This window comes from Mycobacterium heidelbergense, from assembly GCF_050205645.1.
GTDB classification, from domain to species: domain Bacteria; phylum Actinomycetota; class Actinomycetes; order Mycobacteriales; family Mycobacteriaceae; genus Mycobacterium; species Mycobacterium heidelbergense_A.
The window spans coordinates 130,988-151,004 of sequence record NZ_JBNMQT010000008.1 but is presented as its reverse complement, the minus strand read 5'-3'; the positions used below and the strand labels follow the sequence as shown (position 1 = coordinate 151,004).

Annotated in this window: 19 protein-coding genes; 7 read left to right on the top strand and 12 right to left on the bottom strand. The window is 65.1% G+C overall.

Annotated elements, in window-relative coordinates; all coding sequences use genetic code 11:
• Positions 1–202 precede the first annotated feature (202 nt).
• The 4 genes from ACQI5H_RS11540 to ACQI5H_RS11525 all read left to right on the top strand — a co-directional run bounded on the left by ACQI5H_RS11540 (position 203) and on the right by ACQI5H_RS11525 (position 3,990).
• Positions 203–853 carry a TetR/AcrR family transcriptional regulator gene (locus tag ACQI5H_RS11540; protein ID WP_427079503.1) on the top strand — a complete coding sequence of 217 codons (651 nt, stop codon included), beginning with the start codon at positions 203–205 and terminating at the stop codon, positions 851–853.
• Between the two features lie 223 nt (positions 854–1,076).
• Entirely contained in the window at positions 1,077–2,279 is a 1,203-nt protein-coding gene (locus ACQI5H_RS11535; RefSeq protein WP_427079502.1) for a cytochrome P450, read from the top strand.
• 23 nt (positions 2,280–2,302) lie between these two features.
• Entirely contained in the window at positions 2,303–3,142 is an 840-nt protein-coding gene (locus ACQI5H_RS11530) for a mycofactocin-coupled SDR family oxidoreductase (RefSeq protein WP_427079501.1), read from the top strand.
• A gap of 11 nt (positions 3,143–3,153) precedes the next feature.
• The gene (locus ACQI5H_RS11525; protein ID WP_427079500.1) at positions 3,154–3,990 is read left to right on the top strand and encodes an SDR family NAD(P)-dependent oxidoreductase; all 837 of its coding nucleotides are present in this window, start codon (positions 3,154–3,156) and stop codon (positions 3,988–3,990) included.
• Here the strand turns inward: ACQI5H_RS11525 and ACQI5H_RS11520 are convergent.
• The 7 genes from ACQI5H_RS11520 to ACQI5H_RS11490 all read right to left on the bottom strand — a co-directional run bounded on the left by ACQI5H_RS11520 (position 3,987) and on the right by ACQI5H_RS11490 (position 12,088).
• Positions 3,987–6,410, bottom strand: a complete 2,424-nt coding sequence (locus ACQI5H_RS11520) for a CaiB/BaiF CoA transferase family protein (RefSeq protein ID WP_427079499.1) — start codon at positions 6,408–6,410, stop codon at positions 3,987–3,989. The genes ACQI5H_RS11525 and ACQI5H_RS11520 overlap by 4 nt on opposite strands.
• On the bottom strand, positions 6,411–7,529 hold the full coding sequence (locus ACQI5H_RS11515) for a M24 family metallopeptidase (RefSeq protein ID WP_427079498.1): 1,119 nt from the start codon (positions 7,527–7,529) through the stop codon (positions 6,411–6,413).
• Positions 7,519–8,688: a M24 family metallopeptidase gene (locus ACQI5H_RS11510; protein WP_427079595.1), complete on the bottom strand. Its 1,170-nt coding sequence runs from the start codon at positions 8,686–8,688 to the stop codon at positions 7,519–7,521. The genes ACQI5H_RS11515 and ACQI5H_RS11510 overlap by 11 nt, the downstream gene beginning before the upstream one ends.
• A gap of 79 nt (positions 8,689–8,767) precedes the next feature.
• Positions 8,768–9,829 (bottom strand): amidohydrolase family protein, encoded by a 1,062-nt coding sequence (locus tag ACQI5H_RS11505; protein ID WP_427079594.1) that lies wholly within the window; start codon positions 9,827–9,829, stop codon positions 8,768–8,770.
• 139 nt (positions 9,830–9,968) lie between these two features.
• Positions 9,969–11,213, bottom strand: a complete 1,245-nt coding sequence (locus tag ACQI5H_RS11500; protein WP_427079497.1) for a cytochrome P450 — start codon at positions 11,211–11,213, stop codon at positions 9,969–9,971.
• A 1-nt stretch (position 11,214) separates the two neighbouring features.
• Positions 11,215–11,409 carry a ferredoxin gene (locus ACQI5H_RS11495; protein ID WP_427079496.1) on the bottom strand — a complete coding sequence of 65 codons (195 nt, stop codon included), beginning with the start codon at positions 11,407–11,409 and terminating at the stop codon, positions 11,215–11,217.
• 13 nt (positions 11,410–11,422) lie between these two features.
• Positions 11,423–12,088, bottom strand: a complete 666-nt coding sequence (locus tag ACQI5H_RS11490; RefSeq protein ID WP_427079495.1) for a TetR/AcrR family transcriptional regulator — start codon at positions 12,086–12,088, stop codon at positions 11,423–11,425.
• 168 nt (positions 12,089–12,256) lie between these two features.
• Between ACQI5H_RS11490 and ACQI5H_RS11485 the strand changes: the two genes are divergently transcribed.
• Positions 12,257–12,679 (top strand): PPOX class F420-dependent oxidoreductase, encoded by a 423-nt coding sequence (locus ACQI5H_RS11485; RefSeq protein ID WP_427079494.1) that lies wholly within the window; start codon positions 12,257–12,259, stop codon positions 12,677–12,679.
• Between the two features lie 7 nt (positions 12,680–12,686).
• On the opposite strand, the gene ACQI5H_RS11480 is transcribed toward ACQI5H_RS11485, so the two are convergent.
• Positions 12,687–13,493: an SDR family NAD(P)-dependent oxidoreductase gene (locus ACQI5H_RS11480; RefSeq protein WP_427079493.1), complete on the bottom strand. Its 807-nt coding sequence runs from the start codon at positions 13,491–13,493 to the stop codon at positions 12,687–12,689.
• A 141-nt stretch (positions 13,494–13,634) separates the two neighbouring features.
• Between ACQI5H_RS11480 and ACQI5H_RS11475 the strand changes: the two genes are divergently transcribed.
• Positions 13,635–14,402, top strand: a complete 768-nt coding sequence (locus tag ACQI5H_RS11475) for an SDR family oxidoreductase (RefSeq protein ID WP_427079492.1) — start codon at positions 13,635–13,637, stop codon at positions 14,400–14,402.
• 14 nt (positions 14,403–14,416) lie between these two features.
• Positions 14,417–16,057: a multicopper oxidase family protein gene (locus tag ACQI5H_RS11470; RefSeq protein WP_427079491.1), complete on the top strand. Its 1,641-nt coding sequence runs from the start codon at positions 14,417–14,419 to the stop codon at positions 16,055–16,057.
• On the opposite strand, the gene ACQI5H_RS11465 is transcribed toward ACQI5H_RS11470, so the two are convergent.
• The 4 genes from ACQI5H_RS11465 to ACQI5H_RS11450 are packed head-to-tail and all read right to left on the bottom strand — an operon-like array spanning position 16,045 to position 20,015.
• Entirely contained in the window at positions 16,045–16,875 is an 831-nt protein-coding gene (locus ACQI5H_RS11465; RefSeq protein WP_427079490.1) for an alpha/beta fold hydrolase, read from the bottom strand. The two genes, ACQI5H_RS11470 and ACQI5H_RS11465, sit on opposite strands and share 13 nt — an antisense overlap.
• On the bottom strand, positions 16,875–17,864 hold the full coding sequence (locus tag ACQI5H_RS11460; RefSeq protein WP_427079489.1) for a cyclase family protein: 990 nt from the start codon (positions 17,862–17,864) through the stop codon (positions 16,875–16,877). The genes ACQI5H_RS11465 and ACQI5H_RS11460 overlap by 1 nt, the downstream gene beginning before the upstream one ends.
• Complete coding sequence (locus ACQI5H_RS11455) at positions 17,852–18,682, bottom strand: coniferyl-alcohol dehydrogenase (RefSeq protein ID WP_427079488.1); 831 nt, start codon at positions 18,680–18,682, stop codon at positions 17,852–17,854. The genes ACQI5H_RS11460 and ACQI5H_RS11455 overlap by 13 nt, the downstream gene beginning before the upstream one ends.
• A 31-nt stretch (positions 18,683–18,713) precedes the next feature.
• The gene (locus tag ACQI5H_RS11450; RefSeq protein ID WP_427079487.1) at positions 18,714–20,015 is read right to left on the bottom strand and encodes an LLM class flavin-dependent oxidoreductase; all 1,302 of its coding nucleotides are present in this window, start codon (positions 20,013–20,015) and stop codon (positions 18,714–18,716) included.
• Positions 20,016–20,017 lie beyond the last annotated feature (2 nt).

The window sequence follows — 20,017 nt, the reverse complement described above, 5'->3', positions numbered from 1 at the left end:
TAGATCAAGGTTTCCGCTGACGGCGCAGTTCGCTCTTGCGATTTCACTTCCATACACGCGTGTAAGAGAATAGTATTCTCGTCGTAAGAAAGTTACAATCTCAGACACGTCGTCCGTGAGGGGGTCGAGCGCACAGATGCCACGGCGTTCTCCGGTAGAGTCCAATCATGTTCTCCCCTCGCGGCAATCCTCTGAGCCGCTCGTGACCAGCCCTAGCGAGGAGCCCGCCTGGAAGCAGCGCGCCGTCGAACGGTCGATCAAGACCGCAAAACTGCGGGCCGCCCAGCGCGTCCAGCGTTTCCTCGACGCGGCGCAGGCCATCATCATCGAAAAGGGCAGCACGGACTTCACCGTCCAAGAGGTCGTCGACCGCTCCCGCCAGTCGTTGCGGAGCTTTTACCTGCAGTTCGACGGCAAGCACGAGCTGCTGCTCGCGCTGTTCGAGGACGCGTTAAGCCGCTCTGCCGACCAGATTCGCGCGGCCACGGAAAGCCATACGGATCCGCTCGAGCGGCTCAAGGTTGCCGTTGAGCTGTTGTACGAGTCCTCGCGCCCGGATCCCACGGCGAAACGGCCGTTGTTCACCGACTTTGCGCCGCGATTGCTGGTCACACACCCGGCCGAGGTCAAGGTCGCGCACGCGCCGCTGTTGGCGTTGCTGACGGAACTGATGGAAGCGGCCAGCGAGGCGGGCGAGTTGCGCGCCGAGATCAACCCCAAGCGGGTGGCCGCCATGACGATGCAGACGGTGATGTTCATCGCTCAGTCCAGCGGGGGCTCGGACGACGCGACGATCCATCCCATCACCGCCGACGAGGTGTGGGACTTCTGCTCACGCGGATTCGTCGGCTAGCGATCACGCGATAGCCGGGCTGCTCGGCAACGGTCAAATGAGCAACTATCGCACGTCACTTGCCTCGTGAGAATCAGATTCTCTAATATCTAGAATTGCAAATAGCCAAAACGGATTCGTCGTTGACACTGGTTTGTGGCGATGACAGAGTTCTCAGGCGACACGACGGCGATTCCCCGGGGGGCGGGGCGACGCGGTTCCGGCGAGAGGCGATTGATTTCCCGTGACAGTCAGCGCGGCCAGCGATGTGTACTTCGACCCGTACGACGTGCAGCTGAACGCCGACCCGTACCCGATGTTTCGGCGGCTGCGCGAGGACGTTCCGCTGTACTACAACGAGCAGCATGACTTCTATGCGCTGAGTCGCTTCGCCGACGTCGATGACGCACTGGTCGATTTCCAGACCTTCAGTTCGGCCAAGGGCGCAATACTCGAGCTGATCAAGGCGAACATCGAGATCCCTTCGGGGGTAGTGCTGTTCGAGGACCCGCCGATCCACGACATCCACCGCAAGTTGCTATCCCGGATGTTCACACCGCGCAAGATCAACGAGCTGGAATCCAAAATCCGCGAATTCTGTGCGCAGAGTTTGGATCCGCTGATCGGCACGGACCGGTTCGACTTCGTCGCCGACCTGGGCGCGCAGATGCCGATGCGGGTGATCGGGATGCTGCTCGGTGTGCCCGAGGAGTTCCAGGAGGCGGCGCGCGATCGCGCCAACGCCAACTTGCGCACGGAAGCCGGCAAACCCATGGACACCACGGCCGAAAACATGATGAACGGCGAGTTTTTCGGCCAGTTTATCGACTGGCGCGCCGAACATCCTTCCGACGACATCATGACCGAACTGCTCAATGTGGAGTTCGAAGACGAGAGTGGGACCGTCCGCCGACTCCGCCGTGACGAATTGCTCATCTACATCAGCGTGGTGTCCGGGGCCGGCAACGAAACCACCACCCGGCTCATCGGGTGGACCGGCAAGGTGTTGGCCGAACACCCCGACCAGCGGCGCGAACTGGTCGCCGACCCGTCGTTGATCCCAGGGGCCATCGAGGAGTTGCTGCGCTATGAACCGCCGGCGCCGCACGTGGCCAGGTACGTGACCCGTGATGTCGAGTACTACGGGCGCCGCATCCCGGAGGGCAGCGTCATGATGATGCTCATCGGCGCGGCGAACCGCGATCACCGCCAATTCCCGCCGGACGGAGACGTTTTCGACATCCGACGCGAGCCACGCCAGCATCTGACGTTCAGCGTCGGAACCCACTACTGCCTTGGCTCGGCGCTGGCCCGCCTGGAGGGCCGCATCGCGCTCGAGGAAATTTTGAAGCGGTTTCCGGAGTGGGATGTCGACCTTGCCGAGTGCAAACTCTCCCCGACCTCGACCGTGCGGGGTTGGGACACCATGCCGGCCGTAATCGGTTGAGCCATCAAGGAAATGGGGTAGCCATGACTGGACGTGTTGAGGGCAAGGTCGCTTTCGTCACCGGAGCGGCGCGGGGTCAGGGCCGCAGCCACGCGGTCCGATTGGCGCAAGAGGGGGCCGACATCATCGCGGTCGACGTCTGTAAGCCGATCGTGCGCAACACCACCATCCCGGCCTCGACGCCAGAGGATTTGGCCGAGACCGCCGACCTGGTCAAGGGCCACAACCGCCGGATCTTCACGGCCGAAGTCGATGTGCGCGACTACGACGCGCTGAAAGCCGCGGTGGACAGCGGCGTGGAGCAACTGGGCCGGCTGGACATCATCGTGGCCAACGCGGGGATCGGCAATGGCGGCGACACCCTGGACAAGACCTCCGAATACGACTGGCAGGAAATGATCGACGTGAACCTGTCGAGCGTTTGGAAGTCGGTGAAAGCCGGTGTGCCACACCTGATCGCGGGCGGCAAGGGCGGCTCGATCATTTTGACCAGCTCGGTCGGCGGGCTGAAGGCCTACCCCCATTGCGGCAGCTACGTCGCAGCCAAACACGGTGTGGTGGGCATTATGCGGTCCTTTGCAGTGGAGTTGGGACAGCACATGATTCGCGTCAACTCCGTGCATCCCACGCACGTGAGCACGCCGATGCTGCACAACGAGGGAACCTTCAAGATGTTCCGGCCGGATCTGGAGAATCCGGGGCCCGACGACATGGCCCCGATCTGCCAGATGTTCCACACGCTGCCGATTCCGTGGGTGGACCCTGTCGACATAAGCAATGCGGTGCTGTTCTTCGCCTCCGACGAATCTCGCTATGTCACCGGCGTGACCCTGCCCGTCGACGCGGGTAGCTGCCTGAAATAGGGTTCCGTCCTATGGACGGATTCGAGGGACGCGGGGCGGTCGTCACCGGCGGTGCGAGTGGTATCGGGTTTGCCACCGCCACCGAGTTCGCTCGCCGTGGAGCGCGTGTGTTGCTTGCCGACGTCGACAAGCCCGGGCTGGAACAGGCGGTGGCACAGCTGCACGACGCGGGGTTCGACGCGCACGGCGTGACGTGCGATGTCCGGCATCTCGAGGAGATGGTTCACCTCGCGGATGAGGCCTTCCGCCTGCTCGGCCAGGTCGACGTGGTATTCAGCAATGCCGGCATCGTCGTGGCCGGCCCGATCGCGCAGATGACACATGAGGATTGGCGCTGGGTGATCGACATCGATCTGTGGGGCTCGATTCACGCCGTCGAGGCGTTCGTGCCGAGGCTGCTCGAGCAGGGCACGGGCGGCCACGTCGCCTTCACCGCGTCCTTCGCCGGCCTGGTTCCCAACGCCGGCCTCGGGGCCTACTGCGTCGCCAAGTACGGTGTGGTCGCCCTCGCCGAGACACTGGCCCGCGAGGTCAAGGAGAACGGAATCGGGGTGTCGGTGCTCTGCCCGATGGTCGTCGAAACCAAGCTCGTCTCCAACTCCGAACGAATTCGCGGCGCGGACTACGGATTGGCGTCGACCCCCGACGTGACCGGGTCGCTCGGGCCGTTGCCGGCGCAGGACGACTCGCTGGGCGTCGACGAGGTCGCCCGCCTGACTGCCGACGCGATTCTGGCCAACCGGCTGTACATCCTTCCGCATGAGGCCGCCCGCGCTTCCGTGCACCGCAGGTTCGAGCGCATCGACCGCACCTTCGACGACCAGGCCGCCGAGGGCTGGCGCCACTAAGCCGGAGCCTGGCCGATGATTCCGTCGGCCTCCAGCTCCGCGATCTCTGCAGGCGTCAAACCCAGCTCGGCAAGCAACTCGTGGTTGTGCTGCCCCAGCAGCGGCGCGGCCTTCGTGTGGAATCGCGCCGGACCGCCGGCGAACCGCATCGGCACAGTGCTGAGCCTGGCCCGGCCATTGACCGGGTGGTCGACTTCTTCAAAGAAGCCGCGAAAAGCCAGCTGCTGCAGTTCCGTTTGGCGATGGGGCTGCATGACCTTGGCCACCGGCACTCCGGCATCCCAGAGTTTCGCGACGATGTCGTCGCGGGTGCGCTGCTCACACCAGGCGGCCAGGTGCTCGTCGATCGAATCCTGCTGTGCGCGCCGCCCGGCTTCCGCCGACAGCGCGGGATCGGTCGCCCAAGACGGTGATCCGAGCGCGCCGCACAGGCTTCCCCACTGTTCGTCGCTAGTCACGGCTATCGCGACCCAGCTGTCGAGTCGACCGAACTCGTCGATGTCGGCGGCGCGGTAGAGGTTCTGCGGCGCCGCGGCAGGCCCGCGATTGCCCGCGCGTTCCAGCAGCGCACCGTACGCGGTGTACTCGATGATCTGTTCGGCCGAGATGCTGAGCGCGGCATCCACCATCGCGGCCTCGACGAGCACGCCCTCACCGGTGCGGCGGCGGTGTTCCAGCGCCAGCAGCAGGCCGTTAAGCGCATGCACACCCGCATTGGGGTCGCCGATCGAATACGGTTCGTAGGGAGGGCGGTCAGGATATCCGGTCAGCCAGCTCAGGCCAGAAGCAGACTCGATGGCATAGGCGAACGCGGGATTGTCGCGCCACGGCCCGTCGAGGCCGAATCCGGGCATCCGCAGCATGACGGCATCGGGCCGAATGGCTTGCACGGCAGCAAAATCCAGCCCGATCTGGTCCAGCACCCGAGGAGTGAAGTTCTCCACGATGACGTCACAAGTCTCGATGAGCCGAAGCAATACCTCGCGGCCGCGCCGGGTCTGCAAGTCCAGCGTCAGGCCCTTCTTGTTGGTGTTCAGCGCCGCGTAGATCGGCGACTTCTCCCACCATTGGTCTTCGGTGATCGGCACGCCGGCGATCAGCCGGGTACCGTCGGGCCGGCGTGCGGATTCCACGTGCACGACGTCGGCGCCGAGCATCGCCAGGAAGTGGGTGCAGCAAGGACCCGCCCAGAACGTCGTCATGTCCAATACCCGGATCCCGCTGAACGGCAATCGATTCGGGCCGGAGGAGCGCGTCGGAACCGGCCGTGGCCTCGAATTGCCGGCCCGGTAGCGCGCCGTGTGTTCACCAAGTCGCGGCGCCGGACCCGGCGGCCGAAGCCGGGCGGGCCGCATCCGGTAGGGAAGGTCCGGCTGCTGGAAACCACCACGCGGGTTGCGCACGAAGGAGCCGCGTTCGACAAAATGCTCCAACGTGGCGATGTTCGCGCCGTTGGCCACGGGAGCGTTGGGAATCCGGAACGCCGTCGCGAGTTCACGGATCTCGTCGACCCGATTGGCCTCCACCCACGCGTAGATGTCCTCGGCGTGGACGTTGGCCTGCTCGGTGATGGTCAGCGGCGACTCTTCATCGATCCACTCCGGGTGACCCACCATCGCGCACAGATCGAACCACTGCTGCGCGGTGCCGCATCCCAGGTCGACCAGACCGTCCTTCGCCTGGGCCACCCCCGGAACCGTGAGTCGGCGCGCATCCCGCCAGGGGCGGCCCAGCATTTCGAAGTAGGTGACCGGATAGTAGGTCAGACAAAGGATTTGGGTCTCGAGCATCGACAGATCGATGAGTTCTCCCGGCTCCCCAGAGGCATCGCGGCCGAACCGCGACGCCAGGATCGCGGCGCTGGCGTAGGCTCCGGCCATATATTCCCCGACCTGCCCGCCGATGTAGACGGGGGCTCGTTCGGGCAGCCCGCGTCCCAGCCCGACGATTCCACCCGACCACGCTTGCAGGGTGAACTCCGTTGCGGCCCGATCGCGCCAGGGGCCTTCCAGGCCGAAAGGCGTGATCGACGCGACGGTCAGGTGCGAATGCACTCGGTGAATCGCCGCGGGTGTGAAGCCTTGGCGTTCAGCCACTTTGGAACCCGCGGACCAGACCACCGCGTCGGCCGCGGCGAGCATCCGGTGGACCAACTCGACGTCATCGTCCGCCTCGGGATCGGCGACGACGCTGTGTTTCGATCCGGCCAGGAAGCTGAACAGCGCGCCGTCGCCGCCGGGTGGGATGGGCGCGCCGGAGGCCGACCACTGTCGCAGCGGATCACCGTGCGGCGGCTCGACTTTGACGACGGTAGCGCCGCCGTCGGCGAGCAACTTGGTGCAGTACGCGCCCGCGATTCCGGTTGAGAGGTCGACCACCGTATAACCGGCGAGCGGCGCCTGCGGTTCAGGTTCCCCCACTCATGCCTGCCACGACGGACTACGGGTCAGCACTTCGGGACCGTCGGCGGAGATGAGGACCGCCTCGCGTCCGAAGACCGCCCCGACCCCGGCTTCCCAGACGTAGCCGGTTACGGCCAACACCATGCCTGGCTCCAATCGTTCGCGGACCGCGCTTTCGGGCAGGTGGTCGGAGACCACGGGCGGGTCGAAGCCCATGCCCAGGCCCCGGGCCACCGGCATCGGCGGTGGCGGTTCACCCGCGGCCTGGTAGGCGCCCAGCAATTCGGCGGTCCCGGCTCCGGGCCGGCACGCGGCTAACAGCTTGGCCCACAGGCTGTCCCAGCGTCGGTACAGCGCCGCGGCGCCGGAGGGTTCGCCCACGGGCCAGGTGCGCCCCACCTCGCCGATGTAGCCGCCGGCCAGGACGCCGGCGGAAAAGGCGACGAGGTCGCCGTCCTTGATGCGGCCGTCTCCGTTGACCCGCCGCCACGGATATTCGCGCGAAGTCACCCACGCGACATCCTGGTTCGACGGCGTGCTCACCCCGCCGGCCGCCAGGGCCTCCAGCAGCACCCCGACCAGAATCTGTTCGCTGACCCCCGGCCGCAGTTCGGAGACCGCGGCGCCCAAGCCCGACTCCGCGACCGCGATCGCCTCCCGCAGGGAAACCAACTCTTCGGCCGTCTTGATGCGCCGGGCGGCGCGCATGGCCAGTTCCCCGTCGACCAACTCGGCGTTGGGAAACGCGCTGGGCAGTAACTTGGCGAAAGCCGGTGAGAGCGCATCGGTTCCGACGCGGCGCGCGGTGGCCGCGCCGTCGATGCGCTGCAGCGCCGCAATGGTGTTCATCGGGTTCCACGAGATGCCGTACAGGTTTTCGTGGGGGATGTCGTCGGGAACACCCTCATCCCACGTGCTGAGCAGATGAACGGCGCCGGTCTCGCGGACCAGCACGCAGGTGGGGCCGAACGGGCGGGTGCCCGCGACCCACAGCTGCGGTGCTCCGGACACATAACGGACGTTGGCCTGCCGCCCGAGCACCAGGACATCGAGATCGTGCGCGGCCATTTGCTCCAGTGCCCGGTGCCGGCGCCCCAGCCGCAGCGCCCTATCGTCGGGCAGGACTTCAGTTGCCATAGGGGTCATAGGGGTAGTCGGTCAATTTGATCCAGCCGTCGTCGGTAATCACCAACACCTCTTCGCTGCGGTAGCCGCCGGTGCCGTCCTCCCAGACCACCGGCTCCAATACCAGCACCATGCCCTGCTGCAGGACGAAATTCTCGTCGAACTCGTCGCCGAGATCCGTTCCTATCATCGGCATTTCGGCGGCGTTGACGCCGATGCCGTGACCGAGGTAGAAGTGCGGCAGCCAGGGCTTCCGGCCGCCGTTGGCCTTGATTGCGGCCCTGCCCAGATCGGCGGCGGTGGCTCCGGCCCGTGCGACATCCAGCACCGCGGTCAAGATCTCGAACCATTTGTCGAACTGCGCGCGTTGGCGCGACGACGGGTCCCTGCCGACGATCCAGGTGCGCCCGAAGTCCGAGCAGTAGCCGTGGTAGGTGATGCTGACGTCCGTCCAGAGCACGTCGCCTTCGGCCAGCTCGCGTTCGGTGGAAAGCAGCGGGAGCGCGAGGTCTCCGTGTGTGGTCCACACGCCCTCGGCCTTGCTCGGCGGCATCACCTGCCAGATGGGTTCCAGCATGCTTGCCTCGGCGCCCAGTTCGAATGCTCGTCGCAAAAAGCTTGCGGATAGGTCGATCTGGCGGATGCCGGGTGCCAGCGCCTTGTGGACTTCCACCATCGCCTGGTCGGTGATCCGGACTGCGGTGCGCATGCAGGACAATTCGTCGGGCGTCTTGACTGCCTTGGCGGCGCTGACGACAGCGGCGGCATCGGCGGGAGCGCCGCTGGGGAACAACAAACTCGCCGCGCGCGACATGGCGCCGGTGCATTCGTCGACGGCGATCACGGCGCCGGCGGGAATGAGGTCGGCCAACTGGCGCGCGAAATTCCGGACGCCCTCGTCGAATTCGAGATAGACCGGCCCGTGCAGGTGGTCGGCTGGCAGATCCGACTCCTGCGCGGCACCCTCCCGGAACGGCAGGAACAGGTGCGGCCACGGGTCGCCGGCGACTATGACGGCGACGGGTCGTTCGACGTAGGACAGCCCGGCGTCGCCCAGGGGCCAGCTGGTCCCGGTGGCGTACACCACGGCGTTGTTGCCCAGCAGGATCATCGCGTCGACTCCGCGTTCGGCCATCGCCGAGCGCAGCCGAGCCCCGGTCTCGCGACGCATGCGGGCGAGATCGGGTGTTTCGGGAATCACCAGGCCGTTACCGGTGCCCGCTTGCGCGCACGTCGTCACTACGCCGCTCCTACACGCCCAGGAATTCGGTGATGTTGCCGCTGACGATGCGCGCCGCGTCGGCCGGTCCGACGGCGTCGACAACCGCCGCCAGTGACTTCTCCGAATAGCCGTATGTGCTTTCGTTGTGCGGATAATCGCTGGACCACATCACCTTGTCCACGCCGATCTTGTCGATCAGTTGCAGACCCAGCGGGTCGACCATGAACGAGGCGCTCATGTGGGTGTCCCAGTAGTAGCGCACGTCGTGTTCCAGCGGCCGGTTGAACATGTGCCGATAGGAGGCGACAAGGTGCTCGGCGTCTTGCAGCGCCCACGGCACCCACGAAATGCCGCCCTCGAACCACCCGATCCGCAGGCTTGGGTGCTGGTCGAGGATGCCGCCAAAGATGTACTTGGAGAACGTCTCCCGGAATCCATCGATGTTGATCATCATCCCGACGACGACGCTGTTGAACTCGCACGGGCTTTTCGGCGGGGTTTCGCCGATGTGGTGGGTTACCGGCAGGCCGGCGGCCTCGATCTCGTCCCAGACGGCGCTCATCGACGTGCTCGAGTAGTCGATCGGGTTGCCGTCGTCGTCCTTGCCGGGGTTCAACGGCATCAGGAACGTCTTGAGCCCCAACGACTTCAGCTCTTCCAGCGTTTGCCGTGTGCCTCGCGGGTCCCACCAGTTGATCAGCCCGGCACCGTAGAAATGGCCATCCGAGCGTTCCTGGAGCTCCGCGATGTATTCGTTGTAGATCCGGAAGGCAAGCTCGCGGAGCTTCTTGTCGGGATAGTGGAACAGCGCTAACACCGCGTTGGGGAAAGCAAGCTCCTTATCGACGCCGTCATCGTGCAGCTCCTGAATCCGGGCCTCGATGTTGGTGCTTGCGGCGCCGGGCAGGTCGTCGTATTGCATCAACACCGCGCTGAAGTCGCCCGGCAGGAACGACTGCCCCTTGCGCCCAACCTGGTACGCGCCGTCCTCGTACCAGATCCGCGGCGCCTTCTCCTTGAGATCGTCGGGGAAGCGTTCGTAAAAGATGTCGGCGGCCAGGGAGATGTGGTTGTCCGCGGAAAAGACCACGGTCCCGTCGGGCAGGCCCACATCGGCGCCGCCGGCGTGCCCGCGGCGATCCTTCGGTGCGCCAAAGCCTTCGGGCGGGTAGAGCGAAATGGTGCTTGATTGAGTCGTCATCATTGACCCTCCATTCGGATCGGCATGGCTACCAGGTCACCGGCAATTCGTAGACGCCGTAGGCGAGACGGTCGTCCTTAAAGGGAATGTCCTCGATCGGGACCGCCAGCGTCAGCGTCGGGATGCGGCGGAACAGTGTGCGGTAGACGATTTGCAACTCCGCGCGGGCGAGCTGCTGGCCCACGCACTGATGCCGGCCGTAACCGAATGCGACGTTGCGATCGGCCCCCGCGCGGTGCAGATACAGTCGGTCCGGCTCGGGGAAAGCATTTGCATCCCAGTTCGCCGGAGCCAGATCGATGATGATGCCTTCGCCGGCCTTGATGACCTCTCCGCCGATGTGGATGTCTTCGACCGCGACTCGGCGCTGACCATTCTGGATGATGCTGAGGTAGCGAAGCAGCTCCTCTACGGCGCTCGCGATGATCTTCGGGTCTTCGGCGTCGCGGATGACGGCGAGCTGCTCGGGATTCTGCAGCAGGGCAAGCACGCCGATACCGATCATGTTCGAGGTGGTTTCGTGTCCGGCGATGAGCAGTCCGGTGCCGAGCTGCGCGGCTTCCTTCACGCTGAGCTCGCCGGCCTTGACGCGCTCGGCCAGGTCGGAGACCGCGTCCTCGTCGGGGTTTTCCATTTTGGCTTCGACCAGCTGGGCCAGATATTTGTGCAGGCTGATCGCACCCTTGGCGGTGTCCTCGCCGGTCGCGTAGCGCGCCAGGCCCACGTTGGCGTGGTGCTGGAACATCTCGGCGTCCTCGTACGGCACCCCGAGCAGCTGGCTGATCACCAGCGACGGGACCGGCAGCGCCAGCGCGGTGACAACGTCGGCAGGCTGCGGGCCGGCCAGCATCGCATCGATGTGGTCGTCCGTGATCCGCTGGATGTTCGGGCGCAGACCTTCCACCCGCCGAAACGTGAACGGTTTCGACAACATCCGCCGGAACCGCGTGTGCTCTTCACCGTCGGCGGTGAAGACCGATCGCGGACGCTTGTGCACCGTGGACAACATGCCCGCGTTCCAGTGCGGGAACCCGGGCACCCGATCGTCGACGCTGACGCGGGAATCGGAGAACAGCTCGCGCACTTCCTCGTAACCCGTGATGAGCCATGGGGTGCTGCCATCCCAGATCCGCACCCTGGACAGCGGCTTGCTCGCCGCCAGCGCCATGACGTCCGGGGGCGGGGCAAACGGGCAACGCGCATTCCTGGCCATCGGGTAATCCGGGATTTCGGCGGTCGCCTGGTTTTCGGTGCCCGTCAGTGTTTCTGACATTTCATTCCTCGATGTAGATGGCCTGGGCGGGGCATGCCGCTGCTGCGCGGCGTGCGCCCTCGGTCTGTTCCGCCGACGGATGCTCGTTGAGTAGGACGACAACCCCGTCGTCGTCGCGCTGATCGAACACCTCCGGGGCATTCATGACGCAGTTCCCCGAGGACGCGCAAAGGTTTTGGTCGACAGTCACTTTCATCTTCAACACACTTTTATTCGTACGGCGTGACGGGTGCCAACCAGAGGCCCACGATCGCGTCGATGAGTCCGGATGCTGCTGCCCGCCAAGAGGTTTGGTGCATGGTTGATCCCGCCGCCAGCGCGCGCTCACGGTCGGCGCAGGTATGCATCAGCAGGTTGCGTGCCATGATGTTGCGTTCGAAACGAACCTCGGCGGGCAGGTTGGGCAGGCAGCTATTGATCCCGTCGACGACCTGGACCAGCGACGGCGAGCTGAGCGCACCCTTGACGATGATGTTGTAGTAGGCCGGATCGGTCATCGCCTGCGCCGCGAAGCGCGCGTACCACGTCGGATTGCCCAGATCCGCCAGGTGCTCCGTGAGCGGACGCACCAGGCAGCCCACCCAGTCGCGCATCTCCGCCGGGCCGCCGGAGGCCGACAGCTCCGCCACCATTTGTTCGCGGAGTTCCTCGACGGGTCCGCGGTGTTTCTGCTCGATGGCGCGCACCAGATCGGCCTTCGTGCCGAAGTGGTAGCCCACCGCGGCGTTGTTGCCCTGCCCGGCGGCCTCGCTGACCTGCCGGTTCGACACGGCGAACATGCCGTGCTCGGCATACAACCGCTCCGCCGCCACCAGGATCGCCTCCTGGGTGGAGCTGGCCCGCTCGGTGCGAACCGTCCTGCCCGCCGTGGTCATTGCCCCAGTCAACCCGGAGGTCCGGATTAAGTCAAGCGCTTGATTTAAACTCTGGAATGCCGAGCGTGACGCTGCAGTCACTCTCGGGGCCGAACGTGACTGCAGCGTCACGCTCGAGGCGCCTCCACGGGTTGACTTCAACAACACTTGAAGTCCTAGCCTGCCGTCATGACCTTCAAATCGCATGAAATTGCTTTCCTGCGCCAGGCCGACCTGGGCCGGTTGGCCACCATCCAGCGCGACGGCGCGCCACAGAACAGTCCGGTGGGATTCACCTACAACGAGGCACTGGGCACCATCGATATCGCTGGCTATCGGATGTCGAAGAGCCAGAAGTACCGCAACGTCGCTCACGACAACAGGGTGGCCTTCGTCGTTGACGACATCACCTCGCGCGACCCGTGGCGGGTGCGTTGCCTCGAGATACGCGGAACCGCCGAGCAAGCCGAGGCACCGTCGGCACAGGGCGCGGCCGGTGACGAGCTCGACACGGCCATCATCCGTGTCACGCCGCGGCGCATCATCAGCTTCGGCATTGACGATCAGGTCAGCGAACCGCACCAGCTGCAGGTGGACCGGCGCGACGTTTAGCGCGAGGTCACCCCTTGCGCTTGGACCGAATGGCCTTGCCGGCGACCGTCCCCCCATCCACCGGAAGCACGGTTCCGGTGACGTAGCGCGACCGGTCGCTGGCGAAGTACAGCGCCGCCTCGGCGATATCCGCGGGCGTGCCCTCGCGCTTCAACGGCCGGTCGGCTCGCATCGTCTCGCGGATCGCCGCCTCATACCGCTCGAGCTCCTCCGGATCCATGTTGACCGTGGTAGCGAGGAGGGGGGTGGGGATGTTGCCGGGCGCGATCGCGTTGACTCGAATCTCGTAGTACGCCAACTCGATTGCCGCGGACTTGGTGAACTGAATGACGGCGGCTTTGGACGCGCGGTAAGTCATCACACCACCACCGGCTTGGATTCCGCCGATCGAGGTCATGTTGACGATGGATCCCCCGCCGTGGGCGGCCATGTGCCGGGCGGCATCTCGCGTGCCGGCCATGACACCCAGGACGTTGACCGCCATGACGCGGTGGAAATCGGCCAGGTCGTCGTCGAGGAATCGACTGTGCATGGTGCTCGAAACCCCGGCGTTGTTGACCATGACGTGCAGCCCGCCGAATGCCTCGACCGCTGTCGCTACCAGGGCCCCGATCTGCTCGGGATCGGAGACGTCGGTCCGCCGAAACAGGGCGTCGGCGCCTAGCTCCGCCGCGAGAGCTTCACCCCTGTCCTCGTCGATGTCGGCGATGACGACGCGCGCGCCCTCGCCGACAAACCGCTCCACGGTGCCTCGGCCGATGCCGGAAGCACCGCCGGTGACGATGGCGACTTTGCCGGCCAGTTCATCAACCACACGACGAGTTAATCGGCGTGTGCCCCGTTAAGTCAAGCAGTTGATTTAAGTTGTTCGAGCGAACTGGGCGCATATCAATTCGTTTGCAGAAGTGGAAAGCTGACTTCACCGGTTCATTGACTACCTCGGAAGGGCTCGATCATGAAGGTGTTGGTCATCGGCGGCAGCGGGCTCATCGGCTCCCAGGTCATCGCCAATCTGACCGAGCTTGGGCATGAGGCGATCTCGGCCTCGCCGCGCTCGGGTGTCAACAGCGTCACCGGTGAAGGCCTCGCCGAAGCGGTGGCGGGCGTCGACACCGTGGTGGACGTGTCCAACTCCCCGTCGTTCGACGACGATCCCGTGCTGCAGTTCTTCACCGCGTCGACCAAAAACCTCCTCGCCGCCGAGCGCGAGGCCGGTGTGCAGCACCACGTCGCCCTCTCGATCGTGGGCGCCGACCGCGCCCCCGACAGTGGCTACATGCGGGCCAAGGTTGCCCAAGAGAAATTGATCGAGGAATCGGGATCCCCGTATTCGATCGTGCGGGCGACGCAGTTCTTCGAATTCGTCGACGCCATAGCCGATTCGGCGACTGACGGCGATACGGTCCTGCTGCCGGAAGGGGCGTTTCAGCCCATCGCCGCCAAAGACGTCGCCACGGCCGTCACCCGCGCAGCGACCGCCGATCCGATCAACAGCACCACCAACATCGCCGGCCCCGAAAAACGTGGGATGGACGACTTCATCCGGACCGCGCTGGCCGATTCCGGCGATCCACGCCGGGTAGTGGGCGACCCGACGGCCCGCTATTTCGGTACCCAGCTCGACGAGCACACCATCGTCCCCACCGACGGCGAAAACCCGACGATCTATCCCACCCGCTTCAGCGACTGGAAGGCCGCCCGGACGCCCAGCGGTTCGCAGTAAGCAAGGAGCGATCAATGCCCGAGCTGCCGACGAGCGGGGTCCCCTTCGACACGACGCGGTTCACCAGGCGCGGCTTCATGGTCGCCGGCATCGCCGGCGGACTGACGCTAGCGGCGTGCAGCCAATCCAAATCTCAGGTGACCGGCAGCGCCGCACAGATGACCGCAGCCATAGCCGAGGTCGAGGCCGCTCGCCCACACAGCGGGCGGACCGTGACTGCCTCCCTAACCCCACAGCCGGCCCAGGTCGATCTCGGTGGGCCGATCGTCCATACGTTCGCCTATGGCAATTCCATTCCCGGACCGCTGATCCGGGCCAGCATTGGCGATGAGCTGGCCGTCACGGTTTCAAACCGCCTCGACCGGCCCACATCGGTGCATTGGCACGGTATCGCGATGCGCAACGACATGGACGGCGCTGCACCCGCCACCCCGAACATCGCAGCGGGCCAGGACTTTACCTACCGGTTCTCCGTCCCGAATTCAGGCACGTATTGGGCCCATCCACACACCGGCCTGGACGCCGACAAGGGACTCTATCTGCCGGTGATCGTCGACGATCCGACCGAGGGCAACTACGACGCCGAATGGATTGTCGTCCTTGATGATTGGACCGATGGCGTCGGCAAGAGTCCCCAGCAGCTGTACAACGAACTCACCAGCCCGAATAAGCCCCCCATGTCGAACATGCCGATGACAACCGAGCCGACGTCGACGACGACAACGACAACGACCACGACGAGCCCGACGACCTCGGCGACCTCGACGACGTCGGCGACAACAACAACGACGACCACACCGTCGAGCTCGTTGGCCGAGACACCACGGGGCGGTGCCAGCAAAAGCGACCTGCTAGGCGGCGACGCCGGCGACATCACCTACCCGTACTACCTCATCAATGGCCGAATCCCCGCGGCTCCCACCACTTTCAACGCGAAGCCGGGTCAGCGAATCAGGATCCGCTTCATCAACACCGGCTCCGACACCGCATTTCGCGTCGCGCTGGCCGGTCATTCGATGACGGTCACCCACACCGATGGTTACCCCGTCGTGCCCAGACAGGTCGATGCCCTGCTCATCGGCATGGCCGAACGCTACGACGTCATCGTGACCGCGGCTGACGGGGTCTTCCCACTGGTGGCGCTCGCAGAAGGAAAGGGTGCCTTGGCGCGGGCGCTGCTCGCCACCGGCTCCGGCAGCCAACCCGACCCGGGTTTTCAACCGGCCGAACTGACCAAACGCGTGGGCACCATCGACATGTTCACCGCCACCACACCGGTCAACCTCGGTCGCCCCGAAGCCGGCCTGAACCTCCCGGTCGTACTGGGCGGCAACATGATGCAATACAACTGGACGATCAACGGGCAACCCTACCGCAGCACCAATCCGCTGCATGTCCGGCAGGGCCAACGGCCCACCATCACGTTCGACAACCCCACCATGATGTATCACCCAATTCACCTACACGGCCACACATTCCAGTTGATCAAGGCCGACGGCAGCCCCGGCGCACGCAAGGACACAGTGATCGTCTTGCCAAAGCAGAAGATCCTCGCGGTCCTCATCGCCGACAACCCCGGCTTGTGGGTGCTGCACTGCCACAACACATACCACCAAGAGGCGGGCATGCAGACCCGCCTGGACTATGTCTTCTGACTTTTCGCCAGAAAGTCCAGCAGCAGCTCGTTGACCGTTGCCGCCTGCTCGATCTGCGGGCAGTGACCCGCCTCGTCGACCACCACCGAGCGGGCACCGTCGATCTGCTTGGCGATCTGGGCCGCCCAGCCCGTTGGCAACAACTTGTCGTCTCCGCCCTCGACGACGAGGGTCGGCACGTTGATGCGCTCGTAGGCTCGCGCCGCTGGCGGTGTCGGCGGTGGTGCGGCATCCGGACGCCGAAATCTGGCCGCGGCCACGGCCTCCCATGCACCGGGCACAGTGCTTGATTCGTAGCGGCGCCGCACGTAGTCGTCGTCGGCCGCGTAGCAGGCGTCGTAGAACAACGCTTCGACGATGCGCCGCATCGCGGGCAGGGTGGCGTCGTATTGCTGGAGCGCCTCGAAGTGCCGGTTCTGTTGGATTTCTCCCCCACCGCAGATGATCACCAAGCTGCGGATCGGCAGCAGCGGTGCATCCGAGGTCGCGTCGGTGAGCAGGTTGATGGCTCCCATCGAATTGCCGACGAAATGCGCCGAGTCGATGCCAAGCGTCTCGCAGAAGCGGGCCACATGCCGAATCCGCATGCCACGGCCGTTGACGAAATCGATGACCTTCGCCGACTGACCGAATCCCAGCTGGTCGAGCGCCAGGACGCGATTTCGAGCGGCGAGGGCGGCGATGTTGCGTTCCCAGCCGAGCTCGGCGCTGGCACCGAACTCGCCGCCGTGCAGCAGGACCACCGGATCGCCCTCGCCGGCCTCCAGGTAGCTGGTGACCAGCCCGTCGACCAGCGTGGACTTACGCCGAACTTCCATCACTTGATCGCGATCGGATTCACCGGGGAGCCCACGGCGCCAACAACTCTCAACGGTGGCGCGATCAGCTGAAATTCGTACACGCCGTCGGCCGCACAGTCGTCTGCTAGGGCACCAAGGTCCCAGTACTCGCCAAACATCAGCCCCATGTCGCGCAGGCACAGCAGATGCAGGGGCAAAAAAACCCCGTCCACCCCGGACACCAGGTCTTCGACTTGCAGGTTGTCGGCGGCGACCGCGGCGACCTCATGATCATGCAGCCACGATGCGCATCGCCAATCCAGCCCGGAGTAGCCTTCCATCTTGTTGCCGGTCTCCAGAAACCGTGTCCACCAACCGGTTCGGATCAACACGATGTCACCCTGCCCGATCGTCACGCCCTGCGCGCGGACCACGTCGTCGAGTTCTTCGGGAGTGATCGGGTTTCCGGGTTCGAGGAAGACCTGCGCGCCGCGATGGCGAACCACGTCCAACAGCACACCGCGCGAGGTGATGCCCTTGCCGTCGACCTTGTCGATGCCGCAGTGATAGGCCCCCATGCTGGTCACCGAACCCGCCGGGAAACCGTTGTAGAGCTTGTCGTCGTAGTAGACGTGGGACAACGCATCCCACTGGCTGGCGGCCTGGAGCGGCATGATGATCAAGTCGTCGTTGAAGCGGAACGGATTGTCCGCCATGTATTGACTCAGCTGCTGCGCCAACGGGTTACGCGCCCATGCGGGCCCGTATCGGGCCAGGGTGTTCACGTCGCCACCGTCGATGGTCATGACATGCACCGGGTTGTGGCGGAATTCGAAGGCGCCCTGCGGTCCTGATGCGCCGAAGTCCACACCGAGCGGAAAGACCTTGCCACGCCGGACCAAGCTTGCCGCCTGAGCAACTTTCTCCTCGGTGATGAAGTTCAGGGTGCCGAGCTCGTCGTCGCTTCCCCATCGCCCCCAGTTGGAGACGTCACGAGCGACCTGCCGAAAGTCAGTCACGCTGGCCACGGGGCCCGCCCTTCCTCGAGTTCACGGGCGATCGCCGCGCCGACGTTCCCACCGTCGACCCAGACGACTTGACCCGAGATATAGCTGGCTGCACAGCTATTCAGAAACAGTAGAACCGAGGCCTGCTCGTCCGGACCGGCGACGCGCCCCAGCGGCTTGGGAATGTCGTCGAGATAGCCCTGCCCGTAGGCCGTGCGCAGCTGGTCAAGAATGGGCGTTTCGGTCACCCCGGGTCCTGTGCAATTGATGCGGATGCCCCGCGCGCCCAGCGGCGTGGCGCTCCGCATGGTGTAGAGGATGATCGCTTCCTTGGACAATTGGTACCCGCCGCCGGTCAGCTCCTCGGGATGGCTGTGGCACCAGTCGATGCCCTCTTGCATCGTCGCGGTGTTCAGCAGCGGTGCCACGTTTCGCAGGTGTTCGCGATATCCGGCAGCGGCCAGCGATGACACGCTCACTATGGACGACCCCTCGACCATCTTGGGAATCAGTGCCTCGGTGGCGTGCCGCAAGCCGAGGAAGTTGATCGTGACAACCAGCGGCGGGTCGCCGATCCCGGAGGAGACACCGGCGACGTTGAATAGCGCGTCGACCCGCCCGCTGATGTTGGCTACCGCATCGTCGATTGATCCCGCGTCGGCGAGGTCGACTTCATGAAAATCATTGAGCTCGACGGGCGGCGGGCGCTTGTCCAGGCCGACGACGTCGGCTCCGAGTTCGGTGAGTTGCCGCACCACGTGTTCGCCGATGCCCGACGCGCACCCGGTCACCACCGCGCGGCGGCCGTCATAACGCCAGAGCTCGTCGAATCGTGTCAACACTCTTCCTAAACTCAGAGGCCCTTCGGAATCACTTGCCCTGCTCCTTCGCGCGCTGCGCCGCCTGGACGCGACCCTCGTTGATCTCCGCCATGGCTTCGGGGATCTCGCTGGCGGTGAACTTACCGCCGCGCCCGGTCGGCAGGCCACCGAAGGAGTAGTTTTCGTCGAATTGCGGTGCGGTCGACGGCGGTCGCCGCGCCTCGACCTTCTCGATCACGGGTGCGAGCCGGACGGCTTTGTCGGCCACCGCCTTCTCGTCGCGCTCGATGAACTCGGGCAGCACCTCCTTGCCCATCAGCTCGATCGATTCCATGGTCCCCTCGTGGCTGCGCGGGTTGAGCAGCAGGATGATCTCGTCGACGCCGCTTTCCTCGTAGCCGCGCAGGAACTCGCGCACGGTGGCCGGCGAACCGATCGCGCCGCGTCCGGGGCCGTAGGCCAGTGTCGGGTCCTTTTCGACCTCTTCCAGGTAGCGCTTCCACACCCCGGTCCGCCCGGGCGTGTGCACACCGGTCATGTAGAAGTGCATGATGCCGAACGAGAAGAATCCGCCGCCCTGGCCGAGGCGTTTGAGCGCCTCGTCGTCGGACTTGGCGACCATCATCGACAGGTCGCCGCCGATGGCGAGAATGTTCGGGTTGATCCGTGGTGTGACCGGCACACCGTTCTCCTCGAATTCCTTGTAGTAGCCGTTGACCCGCTCGGTGAGCGGTCCGGGGCCGGTGTAGGCGAAACTCAAGGCGCCGATGGCCTTTTGGGCGGCCATCTGCACGCTGGCCGGCCGCGTGCAGGCGACCCAGACCGGCGGATGGGGCTTTTGCAGCGGCTTGGGGATCACGTTGCGGGCAGGCATCTGGATGTGCTCGCCGTTGAATCCGGCGAAGGGTTCCTCGATCATGCAGCGAATGGATACCTCGAGGGCCTCTTCCCATTGCGCGCGTTTGTCGGCGGGGTCGATGTTGAATCCGCCGAGCTCACCGACCGAGGACGATTCCCCGGTGCCGAACTCGACGCGTCCGTTGCACAGTAGGTCGAGGGTGGCGATGCGTTCGGCAACCCTCGCGGGATGATTCACCGCGGGCGGAAGGTGCATGATGCCGAACCCGAGCCGGATATTCTTGGTCCGCTGGCTGGCCGCGGCCAGGAATATCTCCGGAGCGGTGGAATGACAGTATTCCTCGAGGAAGTGGTGCTCGGTCAGCCAGACCGTGGAGAACCCCGCCTTGTCGGCCGCCTCGACCTCTTCCAGGCAGTCCTGCAACAAGACATGTTCGTCGTCGGGTGCCCACGGACGGGGAAGGGCGAACTCGTAGAACAGCGAGATTTTCATCG

Bases quoted from the DNA above. Each gene is read 5' to 3' on its own strand.
- ACQI5H_RS11490 (WP_427079495.1), bottom strand. From the start codon at position 12,088: ATGACCACGGCGGGCAGGACGGTTCGCACCGAGCGGGCCAGCTCCACC.
- ACQI5H_RS11470 (WP_427079491.1), top strand. From the start codon at position 14,417: ATGCCCGAGCTGCCGACGAGCGGGGTCCCCTTCGACACGACGCGGTTC.
- ACQI5H_RS11495 (WP_427079496.1), bottom strand. From the start codon at position 11,409: ATGAAAGTGACTGTCGACCAAAACCTTTGCGCGTCCTCGGGGAACTGC.
- ACQI5H_RS11485 (WP_427079494.1), top strand. From the start codon at position 12,257: ATGACCTTCAAATCGCATGAAATTGCTTTCCTGCGCCAGGCCGACCTG.
- ACQI5H_RS11500 (WP_427079497.1), bottom strand. From the start codon at position 11,213: ATGTCAGAAACACTGACGGGCACCGAAAACCAGGCGACCGCCGAAATC.
- ACQI5H_RS11530 (WP_427079501.1), top strand. From the start codon at position 2,303: ATGACTGGACGTGTTGAGGGCAAGGTCGCTTTCGTCACCGGAGCGGCG.
- ACQI5H_RS11475 (WP_427079492.1), top strand. From the start codon at position 13,635: ATGAAGGTGTTGGTCATCGGCGGCAGCGGGCTCATCGGCTCCCAGGTC.
- ACQI5H_RS11515 (WP_427079498.1), bottom strand. From the start codon at position 7,529: ATGGCAACTGAAGTCCTGCCCGACGATAGGGCGCTGCGGCTGGGGCGC.
- ACQI5H_RS11525 (WP_427079500.1), top strand. From the start codon at position 3,154: ATGGACGGATTCGAGGGACGCGGGGCGGTCGTCACCGGCGGTGCGAGT.
- ACQI5H_RS11465 (WP_427079490.1), bottom strand. From the start codon at position 16,875: ATGGAAGTTCGGCGTAAGTCCACGCTGGTCGACGGGCTGGTCACCAGC.
- ACQI5H_RS11450 (WP_427079487.1), bottom strand. From the start codon at position 20,015: ATGAAAATCTCGCTGTTCTACGAGTTCGCCCTTCCCCGTCCGTGGGCA.
- ACQI5H_RS11510 (WP_427079595.1), bottom strand. From the start codon at position 8,688: ATGCGTCGCGAGACCGGGGCTCGGCTGCGCTCGGCGATGGCCGAACGC.